Below are 26445 nucleotides of genomic sequence, written 5' to 3'. Positions count from 1 at the left end.
CTACAAATCATCGAAACCCAATAACACTGCCTTGACGACTTTGAAACTCAATTCACATTAATTTTATCTGGAATAACATTAATAAACATTCGAACTGCTCACATAAATTGAGTTGTTTGTTATTTTTTCCTTTAATAAACAATAACTTTAATTAACAAATCCTCAATTTATTACTTTTATGATTTTAATGTTTTTAATCTCTAGTAAAGGTGAGCAAATAAAGAGCACGAATAAGCTAAGAAATAACTCCCACTAATAAATATCGCAATATAGGCAAATATAAAATGAATATAAAATCATTAATAACCAACTCATAAAAAGGTGATTATATGAAAAAACTTTCTATTTTTATTCAAAAAAAGAAAAATGAATATGCTCAACACCCTTTTTTCTTAAAACCCATCGACCCGCAGCGCCCTACAGCTGAATCTTTAGAGTTTCTGCCTAAAATAGCTTTTTTTATTATGAGCTTTGGTGATTTAAATAAATTTATTTTGCCTTTTACTTTTCCACAAAATACGTTAGAGGCAGCTGTTAATACACACGCACTTGAAGATGAAAATCATTGGCCATGGTATCTCAGTGATTTATGCACATTGAAAATGAATAAGCCACAACCTATAACAGATACTCTAGCGTGGCTGTGGTCACCACAAATGGAAGCCAATCGTAAACTCACTTACCAACTCATTGAAATGTTATCAAACCAGCCTGCAAAAATTCGATTAGTCATCATTGAATCAATAGAAGCCACAGGTCGTGTATTTTTTACTTATTTAAATGAAATTGCACAACATTCCCCTAATGCGTTAGTTTATTGTGGTGATCTTCATTTAAGTCGTGAAAGCGGTCATACCATGGGTAGTGAAGTTGAACTTATTGATACTATTCCTTTTAGTCATCAAGAATATACAATTTGCTTAGGTCTCATTGAGCGGATATTCGATATATTTAGTGAGTTCATTGATGAGATCAGCGAATAATTAATTAAAATATGAGTCATAACGCTTTGTGACTCATATTTCCCTACCCCCTAAGAATATTTTTTTTCGTTGATTTCCATTATACTTTCAGACGTACCTTTTTACTGGCACTACTATCTGGCTAACGACAAATGAATATACCCCCTAAGAAACGGGCTAAATTTGGCTCATCCCCTATAAAACAAAAACACGCCAAATCCACCAAGCATTTAGCAATTTCAGCTAGTCGCCAACCCGCTAAAGTACGCAAAGTTATTCTGTTCAACAAACCCTTTGATGTACTGCCACAATTTACCGATGAACAAGGCCGCGACACCCTAAAAAACTATATTCCTATTACGGATGTTTATGCCGCGGGTCGCCTTGATAGAGATAGCGAAGGCTTGTTAATTCTAACTAACGATGGAAAATTACAAGCGCGTTTAACACAACCCCAGAAAAAAACAGGGAAAATATACTATGCTCAAGTAGAGGGGATCCCTGATGAAAGTGCATTGGTACGATTTCGCCAAGGGCTGACGTTAAATGATGGCCCTACGCTTCCCGCAGGGATTGAGTTAGTCGAAGAACCTAAATGGTTGTGGCCCCGCAATCCGCCAATTAGAGAACGCAGAAATATTCCAACAAGTTGGCTTAAAATTACATTATACGAAGGCCGTAATCGACAAGTGCGTCGTATGACGGCAAATATCGGATTCCCAACGCTGCGCTTAATTCGCTATCAAATGGGTGAATTTAATTTAGGGGATTTATCAGTAGGTGAATGGATGGAGGTCAATGTTGTTTAAACCCAATGTCACTGTCGCAACAATTGTGCATGCTGAAGGCAAATTTCTAGTCGTCGAAGAGTGGATTAATGATAAACCCACTTGGAACCAACCCGCAGGCCACTTAGAGGCTAACGAAACTCTCTTGCAAGCTGCTGAACGTGAGTTACTTGAAGAAACTGGCATACAAGCGACGCCAACTCAATTAATTCAAATCCATCAATGGATTGCACCTGACAGCACTCAATTTATTCGCTTTTTATTTGCTGTCGAACTTGATGCTATTTGTGAAACCCACCCGCAAGATAGCGATATCGCCTGTTGTCACTGGGTCGACGCGCAAGACATTTTAGAAAGTGACTGCTTACGTTCCCCTTTAGTCGCTGAAAGCTTGCGTTGCTTTCAAACTGGGAATCATTACCCTCTAGATATTCTTTCAGCTTATGGCTCCCACTACCAATAATCCCCCTTTGCTTGGTGAAATTGTCACCAAGCAATAATATTCTCTCTAACGCTGGTGCAACAAGGGGTCAACATGCTAAAGTATGGGGCTTGATTTTTCCGCAGTGAGACTATTTCCATGTCAAATAACAGTACCATGTCAGATAACAGCCAGAAAAAAGTCATCGTCGGTATGTCCGGTGGTGTTGACTCATCCGTATCCGCCTATTTGCTGCAGCAGCAAGGATATCAGGTGGCTGGCCTGTTTATGAAGAACTGGGAAGAAGATGACGATACGGAATATTGCTCCGCTGCAACTGACCTTGCTGATGCGCAAGCTGTGTGTGACAAACTCGGTATCGAGTTACACACCATCAACTTTGCCGCAGAGTATTGGGACAATGTGTTCGAACATTTTTTAACCGAATACAAAGCGGGCCGCACGCCAAACCCTGATATCCTGTGTAACAAAGAAATCAAATTTAAAGCCTTCTTAGAATTTGCTGCTGAAGATTTAGGGGCAGATTATATTGCAACAGGCCACTATGTACGCCGCCGTGATGTCAACGGAAAAAGCCAGTTACTCCGTGGTTTAGATGGTAATAAAGACCAAAGCTATTTCCTGTATACACTCAGCCATGAACAAGTGGCAAAAAGCCTGTTCCCTGTCGGTGAGCTTGAAAAGCCTGAAGTCCGCCGTATTGCTGAAGAAATCGGTTTAATCACCGCAAAGAAAAAAGACTCAACGGGCATTTGCTTTATTGGTGAACGTAAATTCCGCGACTTCCTCGGTCGTTACCTTCCTGCTCAACCAGGTCCGATTGTCACGGTTGATGGTGAAACAATTGGTCAACATGAAGGCCTGATGTATCACACATTAGGCCAACGCAAGGGCTTAGGTATTGGTGGAACGAAAGAAGGTTCAGAAGAACCTTGGTATGTTGTCGATAAAGATGTTGAAAACAATATATTAATTGTTGCACAAGGCCATGAGCATCCACGGTTGATGTCTATCGGCTTGATTGCGCAGCAATTACACTGGGTTGATAGAAAAACGCTAACCCAACCATTGCGCTGTGTAGTCAAAACGCGTTACCGTCAAGGGGATATCCCTTGTACAATTACGCCTATTGATGCAGAGCGAATCGAAGTCACATTTGATTACCCAGTTGCTGCTGTCACCCCAGGGCAATCTGCCGTGTTCTATATTGACGAAGTCTGCCTTGGTGGCGGCATTATTGAAGCGCGTATTCAGGAGTAGTTGTGGCGAAAAATTATTACGACATTACGCTTGCCTTAGCGGGGATCTGCCAAGCAGGTGCTATGGTTCAAAAGCTGGCCCACGAAGGCACATGCCTTGATAGCGATGCCGAAACAATGGTCAATAGCCTGACCAACATGAACCCAAGCTCCACATTAGATGTGTATGGTAATGCCCCTGCAAATCTCAAAACAGGTTTAGGTGCAATGTTAGGCATGCTAACAGGTGGTAACAGTGGTTTATCCGCCGAGATGACGCGTTATATGCTGAGCATGATGGCCCTTGAGCGTCGTCTAAATAAAGACGATGAAGCGATGAATAAGCTTGGGCAACGTATTGAGCAATTCGAGCGCCAAGCGAGCTATTTTGAACCTCTTTCTGAAGGTGTGTTTAATGCATTAGCAGGAATCTATGTTGATGTCGTCAGCCCTGCTGGCCCACGCATTCAAGTAACGGGTTCCCCTGACATTCTGAAAAACACCTTAGTTCAGGCTAAAGTTCGCGCAATTTTGCTGGCGGGTATTCGTTCCGCAGTACTTTGGCAGCAAGTGGGTGGAAGTCGCATCCAACTTATGTTTTCTCGCAATCGTCTGGCAAATCAGGCGAAAGAAATTTTGTCTCACCTTTAAATCTGGAGTTGCTACCAATGGAATTATCCTCACTGACCGCTGTATCCCCGATTGACGGCCGTTACGGTGATAAAGTCAGCGCTTTACGCACTATTTTTAGTGAGTTTGGCTTACTGAAATTTCGCGTGCAAGTTGAAGTTCGCTGGCTGCAAAAACTGGCTGCAACCGCTCAAATCAAAGAAGTTCCTTCATTTGATGCTGACGCAATCGCTTACTTAGATGAAATTGTTGCGAACTTCTGCGAAAAAGACGCAATGCGGATTAAAGAAATTGAACGCACAACCAACCACGATGTTAAAGCCGTTGAGTATTTTCTCAAAGAAAAAGTAGAACATATTCCTGCCCTGCATTCGGTTTCTGAATTCATTCACTTTGCATGTACATCAGAAGATATCAATAACCTTTCTCATGCATTGATGCTCAAAACAGCACGTAAAGAGGTGCTTTTACCTCAATGGCGTCAAATTATTGATAAAATAAAAGCAATGGCGCATGAATACCGCGACCTGCCATTGCTCTCTCGGACTCACGGTCAACCTGCTACGCCATCAACCATTGGTAAAGAGTTTGCCAACGTTGCTTACCGTTTAGAACGTCAATTCCGTCAACTACAACATGTTGAAATTTTAGGTAAAATTAACGGTGCAGTGGGTAACTATAATGCACATATGGTTGCTTACCCTGAAGTGAACTGGCACGAATTTAGCGAAACGTTTGTGACTTCATTAGGCATTCAGTGGAACCCATTCACTACGCAAATTGAACCACATGATTACATTGCTGAACTCTTTGATTGCGTCGCACGTTTTAACACAATTGTGTTAGATTTCGACCGTGATATTTGGGGATATGTCGCATTAAATCACTTTAAACAAAAAACTATCGCTGGCGAAATCGGCTCTTCTACCATGCCACACAAAGTTAACCCTATCGACTTCGAAAACTCCGAAGGTAACTTGGGTTTAGCAAATGCTGTTTTAGGTCATTTAGCGAGCAAACTGCCTGTTTCCCGCTGGCAACGTGACTTAACGGATTCAACTGTACTACGTAACTTGGGTGTAGGCTTAGGTTATGCCTTAATTGCCTATCAATCTACTATGAAAGGCTTAAACAAGCTGGAAGTTAACGAACAGCACTTACTGGACGAGTTAGACCAAAATTGGGAAGTGTTAGCGGAGCCTATCCAAACTGTTATGCGTCGCTATGGTATCGAAAAACCGTATGAAAAACTGAAAGAATTAACGCGTGGTAAGCGTGTTACCGCTGAAGGCATGAAACAGTTTATTGATGGTTTAGAGTTACCTGAGCATGAAAAAGTGCGCTTAAAAGCAATGACACCCGCTAACTACATTGGTTACGCTGTCACTTTTATTGATGAACTGAAATAATCTTAGTTGATTTATTCAGGCGGCCAATGTGCCGCCTTTTTTATTAGCTCTATTTCTATATTAACCATAAATTCCCCAAAACAGCCTAATCACTCGAAAAAAACCGCTTTTTTTTTGCTTTGTTTGACTTATATTTACTTAATCCCTTGTCGTGGCTGAGATCTCTTTTTACCATGACGTTTCTAGTGCATGATTCATGATTATCTCGGTAGGCACTTTAATTTTTTACTATGAGGGTTTCAGATGCGTATTCTTATCGTCGAAGACAATGCGTTACTTCGTCATCACTTAACAGTTCAACTTAAAGAACTGGGTCATCAGGTTGATTCAGCTGAAGACGCAAAAGAAGCTGACTATTTTTTGCATGAAAGCTGCCCAGACATCGCCGTTGTCGATTTAGGCTTACCCGATGAAGATGGCCTATCAATGATCAAACGTTGGCGCAGTAATCATGTAAATATCCCCCTCCTAGTACTGACCGCCCGCGAAAGTTGGCAAGAAAAAGTCCAAGCATTAAATAGCGGAGCAGATGACTACGTCACCAAACCTTTTCAATTAGAAGAGCTTGTCGCTCGCATGCAAGCACTAATGCGCAGAAACAGCGGGTTAGCCTCTCAAGTATTGGAGTTGAATAACTTTGTTATCGACCTGTCTCGTAAAGAATTCACTGTAAATGGTGAAGCCGTTAAACTAACAGCTTTTGAATATACCATTATTGAAACCTTATTACGCAATAATGGTAAGGTTGTTAGCAAAGATTCATTAATGCGCCAACTTTATCCAGACGCAGAGCTTAGAGAAAGCCATACCATTGATGTTTTAATGGGAAGATTGAGAAAGAAAATTCAACAATTTCATAGTGATGAAGTTATCGTGACGGTTCGTGGCCAAGGCTACCGTTTTGATGTGAATGGCTAACATGTGGCTAAGCAAATTTAAAGTTAAACCGCTTTCGTTACGTGCTCGATTTTTGTGCGCAACGTCTGCTGTTATCCTTGCGTTAACACTGTCCTATGGCATCGTGGCCATACTTGGTTATTTAATCAGTTTCGATAAAACCACCTACACCCTACTACGGAGCCAAAGTAACCTAATTTATAGTCTGGCTCAGTGGCAAAACGATAAAATTGATATTCGTGTTCCTCCAAATTTCACGTTAAATAACCCTACATTAATCATTATTTACGATGAACAAGGGCAAGTATTATGGCGCCAGCGTGATGTACCTAGTGTTGAGCGCTTGATCCGCAATGATTGGTTAAAAAAAGAAGGTTTATACGAAATTGATACCGATATTCGTGAAACCCGCCAACTCCTTGATGACAATCCAGAATACAACAACAAGTTGGATAAAATAGAAAGTGATGATGAGCCGCTCACTCACTCCGTTTCAGTTAACCAATATGCCGCTGGAGAGAACCTGCCTCCTTTAACTATTGTTGTTGTCGATACATTGCCACAAGATTTACAAAATACAGGGCTAGTATGGGAATGGTTTGGTTATGTATTGCTCGCTAACTTAATTTTAGTCATTCCTTTACTGTGGCTCGCCGCCTATTGGAGCTTGCGTCCCATCAAGTCCTTAGTTTCTCAGCTAAGTAGTCTTGAAAAAGGCGAAAGGGATACCCTAGATGAAAACCCTCCTTCTGAGCTCAGAGGATTAGTGCGTAATTTGAATATTTTGTTAACTAACGAACGAAAACGCTATAGCAAATACCGCACCACTTTGTCTGATTTAACCCATAGCTTGAAAACACCACTTGCTGTTTTACAATCCACGTTGCGCTTACTTCGTTCAGGTAAACAAATGAACATCGACCAAGCTGAGCCCATCATGCTGGAACAAATTGGCCGAATTTCACAACAAGTCGGTTATTATTTGCATCGTGCGTCGACACAAGGTGATGAAAACCTGATGCTCAGAGAAATTTCATCTGTTCCATCAATATTAGATAGCTTAGCAAGCGCATTACACAAAGTTTATCAACACAAAGGCGTTTCTATTACCGTCGATATTTCCCCTGAAGTAACTTGGTTAGGTCAACCTAATGATTTTATGGAAGTGATGGGTAATATTATGGAGAACGCCTGCAAATATTGTTTGGAGTTTGTTGAAGTGACCGCCATTGTTGAACAAGACAGCCTAACATTAATTGTGGACGACGATGGCCCAGGTGTTCCTGAAAGCAAACGTAGCCTCATTTTCGTTCGTGGGCAACGTGCAGATACACTTCGACCAGGCCAAGGATTAGGCTTGTCTATCGCAGTGGATATCATTGATCAATATGATGGGGAAATCACCATTTGTGATAGCCCTCTCGGTGGGGCACGATTAGCCGTCACATTTCGGCAGCAATCTATGATTGAAGATAGTTAATATGTGATGTGAATCCGTTTATTCCCTACTTTACAAACCATTTCAGGTATACTATTTAAGAGGTTTTTTTCGCGGAGCTGTTATATTTTGATAATGCTTTTTCAATCAAAATCATCACACAGTTCCCACTTATTTAAGATAAGATCGATAGAGTAAAATAAGCCTTACTTAGGTTATTAAGACTAGAACAGCCATATTAATCTAGACATTGTAAAAGTTATCAGGAAAGCTCAACAGCTCCTAGGGACAATAAGATGGACTATACACTCAATCTTGACTGGCAGAGTTTTCTCGACAGTCACTGGCAGAAGCGCCCACTGCTTATCAAAAAAGGGTTTGCGCGTTTTATTGATCCTATCTCACCAGACGAACTTGCTGGTTTAGCGATGGAAGATGAGGTTGATAGCCGTTTAGTCAGCCATAAAGAGGGAGTTTGGCAAGTCGGCCATGGCCCATTTGAAAGTTATGATCACCTCGGTGAGGAAAATTGGTCTATTTTAGTGCAAGCTGTGGATCATTGGCATCATCCAAGTGCCGCCTTAATGAAGCCATTTCGTGTCTTATCCGACTGGCGTATGGATGACTTGATGATTTCTTATTCCGTACCTGGTGGCGGTGTTGGCCCTCATCTTGATCAATACGACGTATTTATCATTCAAGGAGAAGGCCGTCGTCGTTGGCGTGTTGGGGAAAAAATCCCAATGAAACAACATTGTCCTCACCCTGACCTTCTGCAAGTGCAGCCTTTTGACGCTATCATTGATGAAGAAATGGAGCCAGGTGATATCCTATATATCCCACCTGGATTCCCACATGAAGGCTATGCTATTGAGCCCTCATTAAACTACTCTGTTGGTTTCCGAGCACCCAATACACGCGAACTGATGAGCAGCTTTGCTGACCATTTAATTTCTAATGATTTAGGCAGTTATCGTTATAGTGATCCTGATTTATCGTTCCGTGATAACCCTGCTGAGATTTTACAAGGTGAACAAATCAAACTGCGTGAAATGATGGAATCACTGATTAACGACCCTGATTTGTTTCGTCAGTGGCTAGGTGAGTTTATTTCTCAATCACGCCATGAATTAGATATTGCACCACCAGAACCGCCTTACGAACACGATGAAATCTATGATTTGCTAAAAACACAGCAAGAGACTTTATATAAACTTAACGGTCTTAGAGCATTACGTGTCGGCGATCAATTCTTCGTAAATGGTGAATGTTTAGAAACCACTTGCTATGAAGCTGCAGACAGCTTATGTCGTTATGATTCCGTTAATAGCCAAACTCTGGGCGAAGCTATTGATGATGTCAATTTTATCGCTCTTATGACAGCCTTAGTGAATAATGGTTATTGGTATTTTGACGACTAATTCGCTTTATTAAAAATAACATCTAAATAATATACAAGCTCATCCTAAAATGATGGGCTTGTAATTCTATAAATAAGAAATATTACTTCAAAAAATACGCTCTCTCTGCTGGAAAAAACCAGTCATAGAACCACTTTTCTTTACTTACCTCTATTTAATGGGCTTTATTGTCTATTTTATCACTAATAAATCGTCATTATTTAGCCTATTACCACCAAAAATGGCATCCATAGATAAAGCATTTTCAAAATTCATTTCTAAAATACTTTAAATTAACAAACAACTACCTTTGCAGACTTGCAATATAAACTTAATTTATATATTTCACGCTAGCATACAACATCATGAATATAGAAGTTTTTTTAGCTTTATCGATATTTTCGTTTGCTACATCAATCACCCCTGGCCCCAATAACGTCATGTTACTCACTTCAGGTGTTAATTTTGGATTTAAACGTACTGTTCCCCATAGCATTGGCGTTTCATGTGGCTTTTTTATTATGTTACTCGCTGTCGGCTTAGGTATGGGGACCATCATTCAATCTTCACCGTTGCTATACGCCATTTTGAAATATCTCGGTATTATCTATTTGCTTTGGTTAGCATGGAAAACAGCAATTAGTCACGCTATGACCAAAGCGAATAATAAAAAAAATAAACCATTAACTTTCATAGAAGCTGCGCTTTTTCAATGGATAAACCCAAAAGCTTGGATCATGGCAGTTGGAGGTATGGCAATGTATACCAACACTGTGGAACCCTATTTTTCAATATTGTTAGTCGCTGTGGTCTTCGCCTTGATAAATTGGCCTTGCGTTGCGATTTGGGCTTTGTTTGGTCATCAATTACGTGAACGATTATCGCAACCTCGCATATTAAGAAGATTTAACTTAGTGATGGGGATACTTTTGGCACTGAGTGGTATTTCTGTATTATTTCAATAAATCCGTGAAGCACACTCTAATAAATTTTGAGTGTGCTTCCTTAGATAAATAGTTTATGGCTGACGAGCATGAATTGCTGTTAATTCAGCGATTCGCATAATAACGTCTACCGCCTGTTCCATGCCCTCTTGGGTGATAAACTCATGTTTACTATGGAAGTTATATCCCCCAGTGAAAATATTTGGACAAGGTAAACCACGATGAGAAAGCTGAGCGCCGTCCGTTCCGCCACGAATTGGCTGAACAACAGGTTCAATACCACAATCAATCATGGCCTGTTTTGCTAACTCAACAACATGGGGATATTTCATCACCTCTCTTTGCATGTTGTAGTAAGTGTCATCTAATGTCAGCTCAATATAGCAACTTGGGTGAAGGTTTTCTCCAACCTTTTCAGCAATACGAATAATATTTTTCTTTCTCGCTTCAAAACTGGCGAGATCAAAATCACGAATAATATAGTTTAGTTCGGCCTTTTCTACCGTTCCCTTCATAGATGTGAGGTGGTAAAACCCTTCGTAACCATCTGTATTTTCAGGCACTTCATCCGCAGGTAACATGGAATGAATGCGGTTAGCTAAATTGAGCGCATTTACCATTACCCCTTTTGCATTACCAGGATGAGTATTATTGCCAACAATTTTGATACCTACGTTTGCCGCATTGAAATTTTCATACTCTAATTCCCCTACACCACCGCCATCAACGGTGTAAGCCCACAATGCATCAAACTGCTTAAAATCAATATGACGGGCACCACGGCCAATTTCCTCATCAGGGGTAAATGCTAAGCATATTTTCCCATGTGGGATTTTATTGCCCTTTAAACGTACCAGAGCCGTGATAATTTCAGCGATCCCCGCCTTATCATCCGCACCTAATAATGTTTTACCGTCAGTCATTATCAGTGTTTTGCCAATCATTTCATGTAATACAGGGAACATGACTGGCGATAAGACTTCGTCACCAATACCTAACGCAATATCACCACCTCGATAGTTTTCTAAAACTTGTGGGCAAACATTTTTACCCGAAAAATCAGGCGCTGTGTCTAAATGAGAAATAAAACCAATGGTAGGAACATCCCAATCAACGTTCGATGGCAAAAAGGCCATTAAGCAACCTTGATCGGTTAACGTCACCTGATCAAATCCTAATTCATTCAGTTCTTTAGCTAGTGCTCGGGCAAATTTTAGCTGGCCTGTGCTACTAGGTACTGTTTTTGCATTCAGTTTTGATTGTGTATCAAAAGCAGTATATTCAAAAAACCGCTCCAAGAGTTTGTCCATACCCATCCCCCTAAAATATCAATAGCTATATTATGGGAAAGATCACAGATTCAATTATTGTTTCAAATCAGCTTTGCGGTTATTGCTGGTGCTTTTTTAGCATAATGCGTAAATTATATTTAATTCACGCATTTTATTTTATATACCTGTTTGCATTTTGCCCACAAAAGAACCCATAAATAATAAAGATAATACTCAATGTGTATTATCTCGTCGGTAATCAGTTATTTTTTCTTACCTAAAGCGTCAAATTAAGTTAACGATTAACCAACAACTGCATTATTAGCCAGTTATTTTTTTAAACAACTGTGCTATACAAGGTAAATAATTATTTGCTTATCATTTAGCAAATAAACAACATTAATTTGTTTCAAGGTAATTAAGGATATTATGTCAAATACTTGTTTAATTTATGGTGTTAGCAAAGGATTAGGTAAAGCACTTGTTGAGGGGGTACCTGGTCCTAATGATGTTATTTATGGCGTTTCACGCTCAAAACCGCCATTCGAGCAGAGCAACTTTTATTGGATCCAAGCAGATTTAAGTGATAACCAGTCCGCTAACATAATTAAAAACACCATTAAGCAACAACCTATTAATACCTTAATTTATAATGTTGGTATCTGGGAGAAGTTAGCCTTTAGTGATAAATATCAATTTGAAACAAGCGATGATATTGAAATACTGAATATGATCCAAACCAATATCAGTGCTTGCTTGCTCAATTTGAAAGCATTATTACCTAACTTACGTTTAGCAAAAAATAGCAAAATTATTTTAATTGGCTCAACCTGGGGATTAGATAACCATAAAGGCAAAGAGGTTACCTTTTCTGCCACTAAATATGCATTAAGGGGTATTATTCAGTCATTAAGGGAAACTTTAAGGGAAGACAAAATTGCTATTTCAATACTGAATTTAGGCTATTTAGCAACTGAATACCCGCTGTCTTTGCCTGTAGATGATGTTATTGAACAAAGTGGAGGTCAACTGATCCCCCTACAGGATGTGGTTAGTGCTGTGCGGTTTATACTCAGCACCAGCAATGCAACATGCGTAAAAGAAATCACTATGCCAGCCATGATGGATGAAAATGTTTAACTGATTTTTATAAAAAATCTGAAAAGGGAAACTTCGTTTCCCTTAATGCTTACTGCGCGATGTCTTTAACCTGTAATTCCATTATCAACTGGTTTATATACTCCACCACCACCTGACTTGCCAAACCGTAATGTTTTTCATCGAATTCACTTTCGACTTGGCTTGGCTCTAAGTTAAGCTCAACAGTATGAGCACCATGCAATTTTGCTTCATGGACGAAACCTGCTGCTGGGTATACATGTCCAGATGTCCCAATAGAAATAAAAATTGTCGCGTTTTCAAGGGACTGATAAATATAATCCATACCAATAGGCATTTCACCAAACCATACAATATGCGGTCGCAATGGTTGAGGAAATTGGCAACAATGGCAACGGTCTTCTACCGTTAAATCCCCTTTCCACTCCAATACTTGATTGGACCAATTACAACGTACTTTTAATAATTCACCATGCATATGGACTATGCGTTTACTTCCCGCTCTTTCATGTAAATTATCAATATTTTGTGTGATCAACAAAAAATGGTCACCTAACAATTCTTCCAGTTGCGCTAACGCAAAATGTGCCGCATTGGGTTTGATATTGTCCTGCTGAAGTTGTTTACGCCTTTCATTATAAAAACGTTGCACTAATTGAGGATCCCTTTCGAAACCTTCAGGTGTCGCAACATCTTCAACACGGTGTTCTTCCCATAATCCATCCGCAGAGCGGAATGTTTGAATACCTGACTCAGCCGAAATACCTGCACCAGTTAATACAACAATGTTCACTTTTTTCATATCATTTAGTCTGTTATCTATATAAAAAGACCGGTTGCGAAGTCGCTGGCGGCGTACACATTTATTTTTACGAGCTTTTTTTAATCTATGACGATATCGCAACATCGAAAGCTTCCCTTCATTCAAGCAACCAATGTATAACAACTCAGATAATTAAATTTGTTCTCTATCGCTGTTAATACACCACTTTTCTATATTATTTAAACATTAATATACTAGAGCGCATCACGCAGTTGAATGCAAATAAAAATATCGAGGGTATCGATTTTGTCACCTTTTTATCATAAATATTTCATCATTTATTCATAATTGAGCCACAAAAATCGCGCAACCGTAAAACAATAAAAAAACCTTTCTTGATAGTACCCCATACAGTTAGAATACATCCCGCAGATTTACTGCGATGATTATTCACCATTTAAAGGGGTTTCATGGAAAAGTTTTTCGAAAGAGCAATGTATGCTTCGCGTTGGATCTTAGCACCTATCTATTTTGGGTTGTCACTGACATTATTAGCTTTAACGATTAAGTTCTTCCAAGAACTCTACCATATTCTACCTAACATATTATCCATCCCTGAGGCAGACTTAATCCTTATGCTGCTCTCATTGATTGATATGGCATTAGTTGGTGGTCTATTAGTGATGGTGATGTTTTCAGGCTATGAGAACTTTGTTTCTCAGATGGATATTCCTGATAGCAGTGAAAAACTGGGTTGGTTAGGCAAAATGGATGCCTCTTCCCTAAAAAATAAAGTTGCCGCTTCAATTGTAGCGATCTCATCTATTCACTTACTGAAAATCTTTATGGATTTAAAAAGTGTCGAAAATGACAAGCTCATGTGGTACGTCATTATCCACCTGACCTTTGTGTTATCAGCCTTTGTCATGGGCTACTTAGACAAAATGACGAAAAAGTAATTTTCTTTTGTCCTTGTTGTGCCTGTTTTTCATACGATACGAATAATCGGCCATCAATTAATTTGTTAGCATACATTTAACTCGATGTCGTTGTTCCTGCTGTGCTACGATCTCGCCTAAATAATTTGATGGCACAATAAGGACGTTAATATGAGCGAGCATTTTATCGGTAAATATGAAGCTGAAATTAAGTTTCGCTTAGCAGATCACGCGACATTCCTGCAAAAAATAAAAACCGACCACGCAGAACCTTTCACAGAGAATAATTCAGAAACAGACTATTTCTATGAAAGTACTCACCAGCCTCTTGTCAATAATAATATCAGTATGTGTGTCCGTGAAATGATCCCTTCTGGAATCAAACTGTGGATAGTCAAAGGCCCTTCGTCTTCAGAATGCAAAGCCATTAATATCGATGACTGCCAACACGTACAAAATATGCTAGTCACTTTGGGCTATCATTGCCATTTAACGACGACGAAAGTCCGTAGTATTTATTTTCTTGGGGATGTCCACATTACAGTAGACCACCTTGACGGCATCGGTTGGTTTGCTGAATTTGCCATTATGACGGATGATGAATGCCTACTTGGGCACTACTATCAAAAATTAATGTTGCTCGCAAAAAGGTATGATTTTACTGAAGAAATGATTGAAAAACGCAGCTATAAGCAAATGTTTTTAGAGAAAAAATAAAAAAACGCCAAGTATCATCATCTCGATGAGAAAGATACCTTGGCGTCTAGTCTATTATAGCATTATTGGCCGCTTAAAATACGAGCGGGGTCTAATTTACTTGCACGGCGTGCAGGATACCAGCTTGCTAATAAACTTAAAATAATGGTAGTAATTAATACATACACCACATCCATAATATGCAATTCAGAAGGCAAGAAATCGATAAAATACACATCCCCAGAAAGAATTGGATGCCCTAAAACAATCTCTAATCCTTTAATAATACTAGTTAAATTAACCGAAACCAAAACACCAAGCACGACCCCAATCAATGAACCAACTAAACCACCAAGCAAGCCATACCATAAGAAAATGGCACGAATTTGCCCGTCCTTCGCCCCGAGAGTCCGTAATACGGCAATATCGCTGCTTTTATCTTTAACTGCCATGACTAACGTCGATACAATATTAAAGCATGCCACGCCAATCACTAAAATCATCGCTAAGTACATAATACTACGTACCATTTGGATATCATTGTACATATAGCCATAATCACCAATCCAACTTTTCACAATAACGTGGTGCATTGTCTTTAGGCCAGCATCATAGACAACTTTATCCGCCTCAAAAGGATTTTCTGCTTTAATTTCAAAGCCACTAATACCATCACCGTAATCCAGATATTGCTGAGCATCCTCTAATGGTATTAACGCTAATTGGTGATCAAGTAACCCACTGAGTTTAAAAATACCCGCAACTTGCACACGTATACGTTTAGGTTGTTGAATTTTTAAGCTTTCATCAGTGTTGGGGATCATGATGGTCACCCAATCCCCTTGCTTCACATTCAATGCGTCTGCAACACCTTGGCCTAAAATAATCGATTGATTACCTGCGGCAAAATCTTTCCAAGCATCATTCAACACAAATTGCGGCAATGCACTGACCTGTGACTGAGTTTCTGGGGAAACCCCCATCACTTGAATCGCCTTTAAGTTTGCACCGCGCTCAAGCAACCCCGTAAAATTCACATACGGACTAACGCCTTCAACGCCTGGTGTTTTGCGAATAACCTGCTCAGCAAAATCCCAATCTTTATACGGCGGTTTTACTGCGTAAATTTGCCCATGAGGCACCACGGATAGCACGCGATTATTCAATTCGCGCTCAAAACCATTCATGGCACTGAGACCGATAATAAGCACCGCAACACCCAGCACGATCCCTAATGTTGAGACAATCGACACCAAAGATACCATGCCTGTACGCCGACGCCCGCGGCTAAAGCGTATCGCCGCAAGGAGTGTAAGAGGTAACTGAAACATTACCGCGCCCCCAACGTAATTTCCTGCTGTAAATGGCCATCACGCATTTCTAATTGACGAGATAACCGACGAGCGAGCGTCATATCATGGGTTACCACCAAAAATGCCGTGCGTTGCGTGCGATTCAATTCGCCTAATAGCTCAAAAATGGCATCTGCATTGCGCAAATCGAGATTCCCAGTCGGCTCATCCGCTAGTACCAACGCAGGTTCATTCACCAGCGCCCTTGCAATCGCAACACGTTGACGCTCCCCGCCAGATAACTCGGAAGGGCGGTGATCTGCACGATGTTCTAGCCCCACGGCTTTGAGCATTTCTTTCGCTTTAGTAAATGCAATCTCTTTTGCTGTAGCGCCAATCAACAACGGCATTGCTACGTTCTCAAGTGCAGTAAAATCAGGTAAAAGGTGGTGAAACTGATAAATAAAGCCTAAATCTTTATTACGAATGGCTGCGCGTTCATCAGAGGACAATTGATTAATATGTTGGCCACGGAAAATCACATTACCTTCTGATGGCGTATCTAACCCACCCAATAAATGTAATAACGTACTTTTCCCTGAACCTGAACTACCGACAATCGCCATCATTTCCCCTTGCCCCATAGAGAAACTGACATTTTTCAACACTTGCGTCGACAATGAACCTTCTTGATAGGTTTTACTTAAATGTTCACAGACAAGAAGTGGTTGTTTATTCATAACGTAAAGCCTCAGCAGGTTGAACTGCTGCTGCACGCCAAGAAGGATAAAGCGTCGCAAGCAGTGAAATAAGCATCGCAGAAACTGCAATAATTAAAATACCTGAATAATCAAGTACAATTGGCAAAGAAACCCCTTTGGGTAATAACCCAATTAACGGCATAATGACATTGAGTTGGCTTGACAAAAGCGTCCCTAAAACCGTTCCAATCAACGTACCGATAATACCAGCCCCTGCACCTTGGATCATAAATATTGCCAAAATACGCCAACGCTTTAAACCCAGTGTTTTTAAAATTGCCACTTCACCTTGTTTCTCCATGACAAGCAAAGAAAGTGAGGTGATGATATTAAAGGCCGCAACAGCAATAATTAGGCTCAGGAGCAAACCCATCATATTTTTTTCCATGCGAACCGCTTGGAAAAACTCCCCTTTGCGTTCACGCCAGTCCGTCCACACAAGTCCATCAGGCAAAACCTGCTTACTGAGTGTGTCAACTTTCAATGGTTCATTTAAATACAATCGCCACCCCGTGATATTCCCTGTGGGATAACGCAGCATTCTCGCTGCATCTTGAGCAGCAACAATCAATTCGCTAGTATCAGCTTCACCATTTGTTTGGAAAATACCTGCAACCGTAAATAAACGCTGGCTTGGAATACGCCCCATCGGAGTCAGTTGGCTAACACCTGGAATAATTAAACGGACATCGTCACCTCGTTTTACGCCCAATGTGTCTGCTAATTTGCTCCCCAAAAAAACATGGTAGCGTCCTTCTTTGAGGTCACTCCTGTTACCACTAATAAGTTTATCTAGTAGCAGTGAGTCCGCATCAGGTTCGATACCGGCCATTACCCCAACCCCAACATTAGTGCGACTTTGCAGTACCACGTCGGACTGGACGATGGGCGCAATACGGCTCACGCCTTGTAAATGTTGCAAGCCTGTAATAGGGTGTTTTGCTGGGTCAATATTTCCAGAAGCCGATGTTAAAATAGCCTGCGGCATATAGGCAAGTATGCTATCTTGTAGCGAACGTTCGAAGCCGTTCATCACGGATGTCACCGTAATTAAGGCCATGACCCCCAGAGTGATACCAATAGCCGATAAACTGGAAACAAAGCGTCCAAATTTATCCGCTGCGCGCCCACGCAAATAGCGCAGACCTATAAATAATGAGACAGATTGGTGCATGAAATCTTTAATGCCCCTGTTGCCAAAGCGAAGTGTTCAGCGATAATAAAGGCTACGATTGATGAATGGAACCACTCAACGGTTTTTTTTCTGCTTTCCCCCCTTTTTTGTCTGAATTTCAGACAAATTACAGGCTGAAATGAGTTGTTTTGCTGTTAATTTTATAGTTTAACTATCGGTTAATTTATTTAAGTGTTAATTATCTAAAGACTGTCTATTATTGTTCTGATGTTTGTTTAACTGCTAACTAATCGCTGTGAGATACCAAAGATTTCTATGTCCTCAAAATTTCGTTATGAACTCCCTAGTCGTAGTGGCAATGTTCGCCATTTAGGTTGCCTTATTGGGGCGGCTGGTGCACTTGAATGTGGAGAAATGATACAACGTCATCACGGGCCTGTTGTCATTGTGACGCGAGATATGCAAAATGCATTACGCTTACGAGATGAAATTCAACAGTTTACATATCACCCTGTAGAGACGCTTTCTGATTGGGAAACATTGCCTTATGATAATTTCTCTCCACATCAAGAAATCATTTCTCATCGTTTATCAACACTTTACCGTCTATCTTCTTTGCAAAAAGGGGCATTAATTCTTCCTGTTAATACCTTGATGCAAAAAGTCTGCCCACCTGATTTCTTAACGAGCCATGCACTCGTCATGTCAAAAGGTGACAAATTATCACGTGACAATTTACGTGATGAATTGGATAAAGCAGGCTATCGTCATGTAGAGCAAGTGTTAGAACACGGCGAGTATGCAACCCGCGGCGCTTTGCTTGATTTGTTCCCAATGGGGAGTTCACTGCCCTTTCGCATTGATTTCTTTGATGATGAAATCGACAGTCTGCGTACCTTCGATGTGGATACACAAAGAACATTAGAAGAAGTCGCTCGCATCAATTTGCTACCCGCTCACGAATTTCCAACAGACAAGGACGCGATTGAACGTTTCCGAAGTCAGTGGCGTGAACGTTTTGAAGTACGCCGCGACCCTGAGCATATTTATCAACAAGTTAGCAAAAATACATTACCTACAGGTATTGAGTATTGGCAGCCATTATTTTTTGCTCAACCATTACCATCACTGTTCGACTACTTACCGTCCTCAAGCCTGATTGTTTCACAGAATTTACAAGAAGCCGCTGAGCGTTTTCAAATTGACACTCAACAACGTTATGAAAGCCGTGGTGTTGACCCTATGCGTCCTCTGCTCCCTCCAGCAGATTTATGGCTTACCGTTGAGCAACTCAACCAAAATTTAAAACAATGGCCACGAATTCAACTTTCTTCTGAGGCGCTACCTAAAAAAGCGGCAAATACCAATTTAGATTATTTGCCATTACCTGATATCAGCACTCAAGCGCAAAGCAAAACACCATTAGAAAAGCTTCGCCAATTTAGTGAGCAATTTGACGGCACGCTCGTTTTTTCTGTAGAAAGTGAAGGCCGCCGTGAAACAGTAACAGAGTTATTAGCACGGTTAAAAATTCGCCCTGAAATCATTGAAAGCTATACAAGCCCAATTACCTCACGCTTTGCGATTACTATTGGTGCAGCCGAGCGCGGTTTTATTCAATCAGATGCGAATAAAGCGCTGATCTGTGAAAGTGATTTATTAGGTGAACGCGTAGTTCGTCGTCGTACAGATAACCGCCGGACGATTAACACAGATACCTTAATTCGTAACCTCGCAGAGCTGCGTCCAGGGCAACCCGTTGTGCATATTGAACACGGTGTTGGCCGTTACCAAGGGCTAATCACCCTTGAGGCTGGCGGTATTAAAGCAGAGTATTTAATTCTCACCTATGCAGGAGAAGATAAGCTATATGTTCCTGTTTCTTCACTGCATTTAATTAGCCGTTATGCTGGTGGGGCCGACGAAAATGCGCCACTGCATAAATTGGGCAGTGATAGTTGGGGACGTGCTCGCCAAAAAGCAGCCGAAAAGGTACGTGATGTTGCTGCTGAGCTTCTTGACATTTATGCACAACGTGCAGCAAAAGCAGGTTTTGCATTCAAACATGACAAGCAGCAATACCAAGAATTTTGCCAAGGTTTCCCCTTTGAAACAACGCCTGACCAAGAAATGGCCATCAATGCCGTTTTGAGTGATATGTGTCAGCCACTGGCAATGGATAGGCTCGTCTGTGGGGATGTTGGTTTCGGTAAAACTGAAGTTGCCATGAGAGCGGCGTTCCTTGCTATCAATAATAATAAGCAAGTCGCTGTTTTAGTACCAACCACCCTGCTTGCTCAACAACACTATGATAACTTTAGGGATAGATTTGCAAACTGGCCCGTTCGTATCGAAATGCTTTCTCGCTTTAAAACCGCTAAAGAGCAACAACAAATTATTGCTGATGCTGCTGATGGCAAAGTCGATATTTTGATTGGGACACACAAATTATTGCAAAGCGATATTGTCTGGAAAGATTTAGGCCTACTGGTTGTCGATGAAGAGCACCGGTTTGGCGTTCGCCACAAAGAACGTATTAAAGCAATGCGTGCGGATGTGGATATTTTAACGCTTACCGCAACACCTATTCCTCGCACGCTGAATATGGCCATGAGCGGAATGCGAGATTTATCCATTATTGCAACCCCACCAGCACGTCGATTAGCCGTAAAAACCTTTGTTCGTCAATATGATGAGTTAGTTGTCCGTGAGGCAATTTTGCGTGAAACTTTACGGGGGGGGCAAGTTTATTATCTGTATAATGATGTAGAAAATATCGAAAAAGCCAAAGCACGACTTGAAACGTTAGTTCCTGAAGCCCGTTTTGTTGTCGGGCACGGACAGATGCGCGAGCGCGAGTTAGAAAGAGTCATGACCGACTTCCACCATCAGCGTTTTAACGTTTTAATCTGTACCACCATTATTGAAACGGGTATTGATATTCCAACGGCTAATACAATTATTATTGAACGCGCAGATCACTTTGGTTTAGCACAATTGCATCAATTACGTGGCCGTGTCGGCCGCTCGCATCACCAAGCCTATGCCTATTTGCTGACGCCTCATCCGAAGGCAATGACGACTGATGCCCAAAAACGCCTTGAAGCGATTTCATCTTTGGAAGATTTAGGCGCAGGCTTTGCGCTCGCAACTCATGACCTCGAGATCCGTGGTGCAGGCGAGTTGCTGGGCGAAGACCAGAGCGGCCAAATGACCACTATCGGCTTTACATTGTATATGGAATTATTAGAAAGTGCAGTCGATGCGTTAAAAGAAGGTCGTGAGCCGTCATTAGAAGACTTAACGAATCAACAAACTGAAATTGAATTACGAATGCCTGTCTTATTGCCAGATGACTATATCCATGATGTGAATATGCGTCTTTCATTTTATAAACGCATTGCCAGTGCTAAAGACTATCAGGAACTGAATGAATTACGCACAGAACTCATCGACCGCTTTGGTAGCCTACCCGATGCAGGGAAATTTCTACTGACCTCTGCTGCTATTCGTCTACAAGCACAATCTCTGGGAGTGAAACGTATTGAAGCCCATGAAAAAGGTGGCTTTGTTGAGTTTGGTGAAAAGAACAAAGTTGACCCAAGCTTCTTGATCAGCTTGTTACAAAACCAACCAAAAACGTATCGTTTAGATGGCCCTGTACGCTTGAAATTTTTCCATGATTTAGCCGATAGAGTCACGCGCCTTGACTTTATCAAACAGTTATTGACTGATTTTGAAGAACACCTGCTTGCTTAACTTATAAAAATAGCGGCCATCAATTTGGTGGCCCTTATCCTTAAATCGAATTTACTCAAAAAAGCCTAAAGTATTTTTATTAGGTTGTAGCCTCAAGACACCAGAAGTACTTGAGAGTGGCTGTTCGTTTTGGTGTAAACAATAGAATGGTAAAAGTTCTTTAACATCACTACGTACAGTTTCACAAATTGAATTTGAAGGCGATAAATCTAAGCGCCCATCTTCATTTAAGGGTATAAAAATCGAAGGTGCATAAGATGTTCTAACCTTACCAATCGTTTTACCTATCTGATAAACTACATCATAACCAATGGTCACCAGCTCCATCCTTTGTGTCTTCACGCATGTTTTATTTTGATTATCAAATAGGGATGGAACGCCTTTACCTTGGAGGGCTTCAATCATAAAAATTATTTTGCACTCATTTTGTGCAGGATGAAAACGCGATAAAGACTGCTGATTAAAAGAACCAAGTACCCCCGTTAGCGTACAGTTTTCATATTCAACCAAACGATTCGCCTTTATTGGTTCAACAGATAGGACTGTGGCGAGCTTTGCTTCAGGCTCTCGAATAAACGATGAGACAGCAAACGAAACAAGGCAAATCGCTACTACCGCTAATAACAACTTAAATTTTAGCTTCATCAATTTGCCCTTATTAAATACCCGTATATCTATTGTAACGACTCAGTGAGAGAATTCGAACGTTGCTAAGATAATTCACATTTTTTTAGAATTATCCTAACTTAGTGTCAATAAACTATAATGATTTTATTATTCTGATATTCATTATTAGTGTAATATTTAACAAAGTAAATTAACTAGCTGATACTCAACGTTCATAAACTCGGCCTAGTGTTTTTTTCAGTTCTATCTTTGTTTATAAACATACCGCTATATAAAATATAAATAATAAATTTAATAAAACTATTTGTTATTCATAATATATTTCTTAAAACAATTATTAACATTAATAATTTTAATTATTCAAACATCACCCATGATGCTTGTTACAATACTAAACGATTTAATCTTACTGAAGATTGATCTGAATAGGTTTAAATGCAAATACCACTTAACCACATAAAAAATAAATAAATTGGCGATTTATATCAACTTCAATAAGCTTAATTGTCCTATCAAAATTAATGCACTGGATCACCTTTGCAATCAAGTGCATTCTATTATCACGTATTTTTATTTTTCCACCAATAAAAATTAGTGCAATTTAAGCTTTGGCCTAATAATTCGGTTAATACTGCCGACTAACATCATCAAGCCTGTTTTAATATATCCATGCAGTGCAATTTGATGCATGCGATATAACGAAATATAAACAAAACGAGCAATACGTCCTTCTACCATCATATCACCACGCATTAGGTTACCCATTAAGCTACCAACAGTACTAAAACGCGAAAGTGACACTAAAGAACCATGATCTTTATAGATATAGTCTTTAAGCGGTTTATCTTTCATCATGGCAAGGATGTTATCGTAACATAAACTGGCCATCTGGTGTGCAGATTGTGCCCGTGGCGGTACAAAACCCCCCTCAGGTTTTGCACAAGATGCGCAATCACCAATAGCAAAAATCATGTCATCCAATGTCGTTTGTAATGTCGGTTTCACAACTAACTGGTTGATTCTATTTGTTTCTAATCCTGCAATATCTTTCATAAAGTCAGGCGCTTTAATCCCAGCAGCCCATACCATAAGATCTGCATAAATCTTGCCATCTTCTTTGGTATTTAACCCATCTGAATCAGCACTAGTCACCATAGTTTTCGTCAATACATTCACACCAAGCTTATTCAGTTCTTGATGTGCGGCTCCTGAAATTCGCGGTGGTAATGCAGGCAAAATACGTTCCCCCGCTTCAACCAACGTCACATTTAAAGCGTCTGTATCTAACCCTTTAAACCCATAACTCGTTAATTGTTCCACTGCATTGTACAGTTCAGCCGACAATTCAACCCCAGTAGCACCACCACCAACAATGGCTATATTCACTTTCTCCTCTGCATTATCACGCACAGAATAGCGCAGGAATAGGTTTAGCATTTCGTCATGAAAACGGTGAGCTTGATGAGGATTGTCCAAGAAAATACAGTGATCTTTCACGCCAGGTGTACCAAAGTCATTCGATGTACTTCCCAGTGCCATCACTAAAATATCGTATTCAAGCTCACGTAAAGGAACCAGTAACTCACCGTGCTTATCGTGCAATTCACCTAACACGACTTTTTTATTTTCACGATCAATATTCGTTAATGACCCTAATTGAAAGTTAAATGCATTATGCCTTGCATGCGCTAAATAACTGATAGCATCCACGCCATCATCCAATGAACCCGTCGCTACCTCGTGTAGTAATGGTTTCCATAGGTGGCTAGGATTACGGTCAACGAGCGTAATCTGCGCTCGTTTCTTCCTGCCTAGCTTTCGGCCCAAACGTGTTGCTAACTCTAAGCCACCCGCACCACCACCAACAACGATGATTTTTGGTTGAGATAAGGTCATAAATTCCTCGAACAAATATATTAAAATTATTTAAGATTTCTAGTGATAAAAACCTTAGATAACAATAATTAACACTCTCATTTGCCCCAAAGAAGTTCAGAATATCATGCTTGGTCTATTGGTAATACCAAATATTGATTCACATCAATTTACTTGATTATTATGATATCGACAACCTGCGTCAAATCATTTCTTATCAGCATATGAATCGAGTCAGCTCGAAACCATTAAATATCAATCATATGATTAAATTCATATCAGCATTAATGATAATAAGAATCATTATTCTATCATTTTTATTTTAATACAAACAATTGATTATCTTTAATTGGTAAGATAACTGGATGAATAACAAACAATAAAAAACCCGAAGCGCTTAGCACCCCGGGTTCCAATCATTTAAATATCAGTTTGGATTATTTGATTTTTTTGATACGCACGTCAGTTGGTACTGAAACTGGTGAGTTATCTTTGAAGTATTGCATTAATGCTTCGTTATCTGGCACGCTGTAAACACGGTCTTTACCTTCATTAAAGGCAGAGAAACGGCTACCACCCGTTGCTAAAAACTCATTTGCTGCAACACGGTAGATTTTCTTCATGTCTAACGGTTTACCATTTAACTTCATTGAGCTTTGGATGACTTTATCACCCACTGCGCGGCTGTCATCCCACTCATAATAGAAACCTTTAGACACTGGCATCACTTGTGGACGTGCACGATCCCATTGTTGTTCAAGTGCTTGTTTAATTTGAGCACCTGTCAGCGATTGAGTCACAACCACATTAGAGAATGGCTGAACAGTAAAGATATCGCCGTAAGTCTGTTGACCCGCTTTCATGTCAGCTCGAATACCACCACTGTTCATGAAGGCGATTTGTGCCCCACCCGCATCTTTTGCTGAAGCAACATACAACTGACCATCTGCAATAATTTTACCTAACGTTGAGTCCCCACCAGACAATAATTTTTTGTCTGAATCCGCACTCAGAGACCCCATCACTTCTTGCGAAATTGGTAACGCAATTTTTTCGTATTTTTGTACGAAAGTGGTTAGCTCAGGGTTTTTCTCATAACGTTTTGTTTCAACTGGAATGTTTTTCGCTTTAATGCTAACAATATCTTTTGTTTTTCTATCAATTTCAATATTTAGCTGAGACAACAACGTACCGTTAGACTGTGCAGAAATAACCGTTTTACCATTAATTTCACAGTTATACGCCTGATGAGTATGTCCACTAACGACAAAGTCAACAGCACCATCTAATTGATTAACGATATCAACGATTGGGCCTTTGATATTATCACAACGGTTAATATCTTTGACTTTAGTATCAACTTGTTGGGTTGCACCTTCATGGATCAACACACCGATGCTGTTAATGCCTTGTGCTTTTAACAATTTAACTTGATTGTTGATGGTTTCAACTTCATTTTTGAATTCTAAACCTGCGGTGCCGCTAGGTGTCACGATAGCGGGGGTACCTTCTAACGTCAAACCAATAAACGCCATTGGAATACCATCAAACTCTTTAATAAAGTAAGATGGGAACAGGGTTTCTCCTGTTTCTTTCACAATCACGTTTGCCGCTAAATAGTTAAAGTCCGCACCAGCAAAAGAGTCTTTACCGACACAACCTGCAGTTGGGTGGCAGCCACCATTTTGCTTTCTCAGCAGCTCTTCTTTACCTTTATCAAACTCATGGTTGCCTACTGCGCTTGTTTCCATACCAATTGCACTTAATGCTTCGATGGTTGGCTCATCATAGAACATAGAAGACAATAATGGGCTCGCACCGACTAAGTCACCTGCACCTACCACGATAGTTTTATCGTTTTGAGCACGCAGCTGGTTAACTAAGGTTGCGATAGATTCTATCCCACCTAATTTACCATCACCTGGCGCTTGTAATGCACCGTGGAAGTCATTGATACCAATAACTTGTACTTTTACTGTGTCGGCCGTTTTGGTAGCACAACCTGCAAGTAGTGCTCCCGAAATCAAAACGGTCAGTAATCCAATTTTATGTTTCATTTTT

At 40.3% G+C, this 26445-nt stretch carries 22 protein-coding genes; 14 read left to right on the top strand and 8 right to left on the bottom strand.

Going from position 1 to position 26445, the window contains the following annotated elements; translation table 11 throughout:
- Nucleotides 1-329 precede the first annotated feature (329 nt).
- The 10 genes from ACE2AL_RS09120 (at nt 330) to ACE2AL_RS09075 (ending at nt 10169) form a co-directional block, all read left to right on the top strand.
- Nucleotides 330-983 (top strand): hypothetical protein, encoded by a 654-nt coding sequence (locus tag ACE2AL_RS09120; RefSeq protein WP_206086407.1) that lies wholly within the window; start codon nt 330-332, stop codon nt 981-983.
- Nucleotides 984-1114: 131 nt separating this feature from the next.
- Nucleotides 1115-1771 (top strand): 23S rRNA pseudouridine(2457) synthase RluE, encoded by a 657-nt coding sequence (rluE, locus tag ACE2AL_RS09115; RefSeq protein ID WP_206086406.1) that lies wholly within the window; start codon nt 1115-1117, stop codon nt 1769-1771.
- Nucleotides 1764-2213: an NUDIX domain-containing protein gene (locus ACE2AL_RS09110; protein WP_272681439.1), complete on the top strand. Its 450-nt coding sequence runs from the start codon at nt 1764-1766 to the stop codon at nt 2211-2213. The genes rluE and ACE2AL_RS09110 overlap by 8 nt, the downstream gene beginning before the upstream one ends.
- A gap of 135 nt (nt 2214-2348) precedes the next feature.
- Nucleotides 2349-3452, top strand: a complete 1104-nt coding sequence (mnmA, locus tag ACE2AL_RS09105) for a tRNA 2-thiouridine(34) synthase MnmA (protein WP_272539446.1) — start codon at nt 2349-2351, stop codon at nt 3450-3452.
- Nucleotides 3453-3454: 2 nt separating this feature from the next.
- Entirely contained in the window at nt 3455-4081 is a 627-nt protein-coding gene (hflD, locus tag ACE2AL_RS09100; protein WP_206086405.1) for a high frequency lysogenization protein HflD, read from the top strand.
- Nucleotides 4082-4098: 17 nt separating this feature from the next.
- Nucleotides 4099-5469 carry an adenylosuccinate lyase gene (gene purB / locus ACE2AL_RS09095; RefSeq protein WP_375084261.1) on the top strand — a complete coding sequence of 457 codons (1371 nt, stop codon included), beginning with the start codon at nt 4099-4101 and terminating at the stop codon, nt 5467-5469.
- Between the two features lie 243 nt (nt 5470-5712).
- On the top strand, nt 5713-6387 hold the full coding sequence (gene phoP / locus ACE2AL_RS09090) for a two-component system response regulator PhoP (protein WP_206086403.1): 675 nt from the start codon (nt 5713-5715) through the stop codon (nt 6385-6387).
- 1 nt (nt 6388) lies between these two features.
- A complete protein-coding gene (gene phoQ / locus ACE2AL_RS09085) occupies nt 6389-7846 on the top strand; it encodes a two-component system sensor histidine kinase PhoQ (protein WP_206086402.1) in 1458 nt (485 codons plus the stop codon).
- 254 nt (nt 7847-8100) lie between these two features.
- The gene (locus tag ACE2AL_RS09080; RefSeq protein WP_206086401.1) at nt 8101-9225 is read left to right on the top strand and encodes a cupin domain-containing protein; all 1125 of its coding nucleotides are present in this window, start codon (nt 8101-8103) and stop codon (nt 9223-9225) included.
- A 344-nt stretch (nt 9226-9569) separates the two neighbouring features.
- On the top strand, nt 9570-10169 hold the full coding sequence (locus tag ACE2AL_RS09075) for a LysE family translocator (RefSeq protein WP_206086400.1): 600 nt from the start codon (nt 9570-9572) through the stop codon (nt 10167-10169).
- A gap of 53 nt (nt 10170-10222) precedes the next feature.
- Here ACE2AL_RS09075 and pepT read toward each other — a convergent pair whose 3' ends face one another.
- Nucleotides 10223-11458: a peptidase T gene (pepT, locus tag ACE2AL_RS09070; RefSeq protein ID WP_206086399.1), complete on the bottom strand. Its 1236-nt coding sequence runs from the start codon at nt 11456-11458 to the stop codon at nt 10223-10225.
- 390 nt (nt 11459-11848) lie between these two features.
- Here pepT and ACE2AL_RS09065 point away from each other — a divergent pair, with 390 nt between their 5' ends.
- Nucleotides 11849-12559 (top strand): SDR family oxidoreductase, encoded by a 711-nt coding sequence (locus ACE2AL_RS09065; RefSeq protein ID WP_272539437.1) that lies wholly within the window; start codon nt 11849-11851, stop codon nt 12557-12559.
- A gap of 49 nt (nt 12560-12608) precedes the next feature.
- Here ACE2AL_RS09065 and cobB read toward each other — a convergent pair whose 3' ends face one another.
- On the bottom strand, nt 12609-13442 hold the full coding sequence (cobB, locus tag ACE2AL_RS09060) for a Sir2 family NAD+-dependent deacetylase (RefSeq protein ID WP_206086627.1): 834 nt from the start codon (nt 13440-13442) through the stop codon (nt 12609-12611).
- 329 nt (nt 13443-13771) lie between these two features.
- On the opposite strand from cobB, the gene ACE2AL_RS09055 reads away from it, so the two are divergent.
- Both ACE2AL_RS09055 and ACE2AL_RS09050 read left to right on the top strand, forming a co-directional pair.
- Entirely contained in the window at nt 13772-14260 is a 489-nt protein-coding gene (locus ACE2AL_RS09055) for a TIGR00645 family protein (RefSeq protein ID WP_206086397.1), read from the top strand.
- Between the two features lie 150 nt (nt 14261-14410).
- Nucleotides 14411-14956: a class IV adenylate cyclase gene (locus ACE2AL_RS09050; RefSeq protein ID WP_349422406.1), complete on the top strand. Its 546-nt coding sequence runs from the start codon at nt 14411-14413 to the stop codon at nt 14954-14956.
- Nucleotides 14957-15018: 62 nt separating this feature from the next.
- Here the strand turns inward: ACE2AL_RS09050 and lolE are convergent, their stop codons facing one another.
- The 3 genes from lolE to lolC are packed head-to-tail and all read right to left on the bottom strand — an operon-like array spanning nt 15019 to nt 18162.
- A complete protein-coding gene (lolE, locus tag ACE2AL_RS09045; protein ID WP_206086395.1) occupies nt 15019-16266 on the bottom strand; it encodes a lipoprotein-releasing ABC transporter permease subunit LolE in 1248 nt (415 codons plus the stop codon).
- Nucleotides 16266-16967: a lipoprotein-releasing ABC transporter ATP-binding protein LolD gene (lolD, locus tag ACE2AL_RS09040; RefSeq protein ID WP_206086394.1), complete on the bottom strand. Its 702-nt coding sequence runs from the start codon at nt 16965-16967 to the stop codon at nt 16266-16268. Before lolD ends, lolE begins: the two co-directional genes overlap by 1 nt.
- Nucleotides 16960-18162 carry a lipoprotein-releasing ABC transporter permease subunit LolC gene (lolC, locus tag ACE2AL_RS09035; protein ID WP_375084260.1) on the bottom strand — a complete coding sequence of 401 codons (1203 nt, stop codon included), beginning with the start codon at nt 18160-18162 and terminating at the stop codon, nt 16960-16962. Before lolC ends, lolD begins: the two co-directional genes overlap by 8 nt.
- A gap of 276 nt (nt 18163-18438) precedes the next feature.
- Between lolC and mfd the strand changes: the two genes are divergently transcribed.
- The gene (mfd, locus tag ACE2AL_RS09030; protein ID WP_375084259.1) at nt 18439-21882 is read left to right on the top strand and encodes a transcription-repair coupling factor; all 3444 of its coding nucleotides are present in this window, start codon (nt 18439-18441) and stop codon (nt 21880-21882) included.
- 51 nt (nt 21883-21933) lie between these two features.
- On the opposite strand, the gene umoD is transcribed toward mfd, so the two are convergent.
- The 3 genes from umoD to ACE2AL_RS09015 form a co-directional block, all read right to left on the bottom strand.
- Nucleotides 21934-22527: a UmoD family flagellar biogenesis regulator gene (gene umoD, locus ACE2AL_RS09025; protein ID WP_349414971.1), complete on the bottom strand. Its 594-nt coding sequence runs from the start codon at nt 22525-22527 to the stop codon at nt 21934-21936.
- Nucleotides 22528-23100: 573 nt separating this feature from the next.
- The gene (locus ACE2AL_RS09020) at nt 23101-24405 is read right to left on the bottom strand and encodes an NAD(P)/FAD-dependent oxidoreductase (protein ID WP_206086390.1); all 1305 of its coding nucleotides are present in this window, start codon (nt 24403-24405) and stop codon (nt 23101-23103) included.
- A gap of 416 nt (nt 24406-24821) precedes the next feature.
- Nucleotides 24822-26441 carry a bifunctional metallophosphatase/5'-nucleotidase gene (locus tag ACE2AL_RS09015; RefSeq protein ID WP_375084258.1) on the bottom strand — a complete coding sequence of 540 codons (1620 nt, stop codon included), beginning with the start codon at nt 26439-26441 and terminating at the stop codon, nt 24822-24824.
- Nucleotides 26442-26445: the final 4 nt, after the last annotated feature.

It is taken from the genome of Providencia xihuensis (assembly GCF_041953405.1).
Lineage (GTDB): Bacteria > Pseudomonadota > Gammaproteobacteria > Enterobacterales > Enterobacteriaceae > Providencia > Providencia vermicola.
Note: the sequence above shows the minus strand (reverse complement) of the source record. Positions and strands in the feature narration are given on the sequence as shown.

Bases quoted from the DNA above. Each gene is read 5' to 3' on its own strand.
- lolE (WP_206086395.1), bottom strand. From the start codon at position 16,266: ATGTTTCAGTTACCTCTTACACTCCTTGCGGCGATACGCTTTAGCCGC.
- ACE2AL_RS09075 (WP_206086400.1), top strand. From the start codon at position 9,570: ATGAATATAGAAGTTTTTTTAGCTTTATCGATATTTTCGTTTGCTACA.
- ACE2AL_RS09015 (WP_375084258.1), bottom strand. From the start codon at position 26,441: ATGAAACATAAAATTGGATTACTGACCGTTTTGATTTCGGGAGCACTA.
- phoQ (WP_206086402.1), top strand. From the start codon at position 6,389: ATGTGGCTAAGCAAATTTAAAGTTAAACCGCTTTCGTTACGTGCTCGA.
- purB (WP_375084261.1), top strand. From the start codon at position 4,099: ATGGAATTATCCTCACTGACCGCTGTATCCCCGATTGACGGCCGTTAC.
- ACE2AL_RS09065 (WP_272539437.1), top strand. From the start codon at position 11,849: ATGTCAAATACTTGTTTAATTTATGGTGTTAGCAAAGGATTAGGTAAA.
- umoD (WP_349414971.1), bottom strand. From the start codon at position 22,527: ATGAAGCTAAAATTTAAGTTGTTATTAGCGGTAGTAGCGATTTGCCTT.
- ACE2AL_RS09120 (WP_206086407.1), top strand. From the start codon at position 330: ATGAAAAAACTTTCTATTTTTATTCAAAAAAAGAAAAATGAATATGCT.
- rluE (WP_206086406.1), top strand. From the start codon at position 1,115: ATGAATATACCCCCTAAGAAACGGGCTAAATTTGGCTCATCCCCTATA.
- mnmA (WP_272539446.1), top strand. From the start codon at position 2,349: ATGTCAGATAACAGCCAGAAAAAAGTCATCGTCGGTATGTCCGGTGGT.
- ACE2AL_RS09055 (WP_206086397.1), top strand. From the start codon at position 13,772: ATGGAAAAGTTTTTCGAAAGAGCAATGTATGCTTCGCGTTGGATCTTA.
- ACE2AL_RS09050 (WP_349422406.1), top strand. From the start codon at position 14,411: ATGAGCGAGCATTTTATCGGTAAATATGAAGCTGAAATTAAGTTTCGC.
- ACE2AL_RS09020 (WP_206086390.1), bottom strand. From the start codon at position 24,405: ATGACCTTATCTCAACCAAAAATCATCGTTGTTGGTGGTGGTGCGGGT.
- pepT (WP_206086399.1), bottom strand. From the start codon at position 11,458: ATGGACAAACTCTTGGAGCGGTTTTTTGAATATACTGCTTTTGATACA.
- mfd (WP_375084259.1), top strand. From the start codon at position 18,439: ATGTCCTCAAAATTTCGTTATGAACTCCCTAGTCGTAGTGGCAATGTT.
- lolD (WP_206086394.1), bottom strand. From the start codon at position 16,967: ATGAATAAACAACCACTTCTTGTCTGTGAACATTTAAGTAAAACCTAT.
- lolC (WP_375084260.1), bottom strand. From the start codon at position 18,162: ATGCACCAATCTGTCTCATTATTTATAGGTCTGCGCTATTTGCGTGGG.
- phoP (WP_206086403.1), top strand. From the start codon at position 5,713: ATGCGTATTCTTATCGTCGAAGACAATGCGTTACTTCGTCATCACTTA.
- ACE2AL_RS09080 (WP_206086401.1), top strand. From the start codon at position 8,101: ATGGACTATACACTCAATCTTGACTGGCAGAGTTTTCTCGACAGTCAC.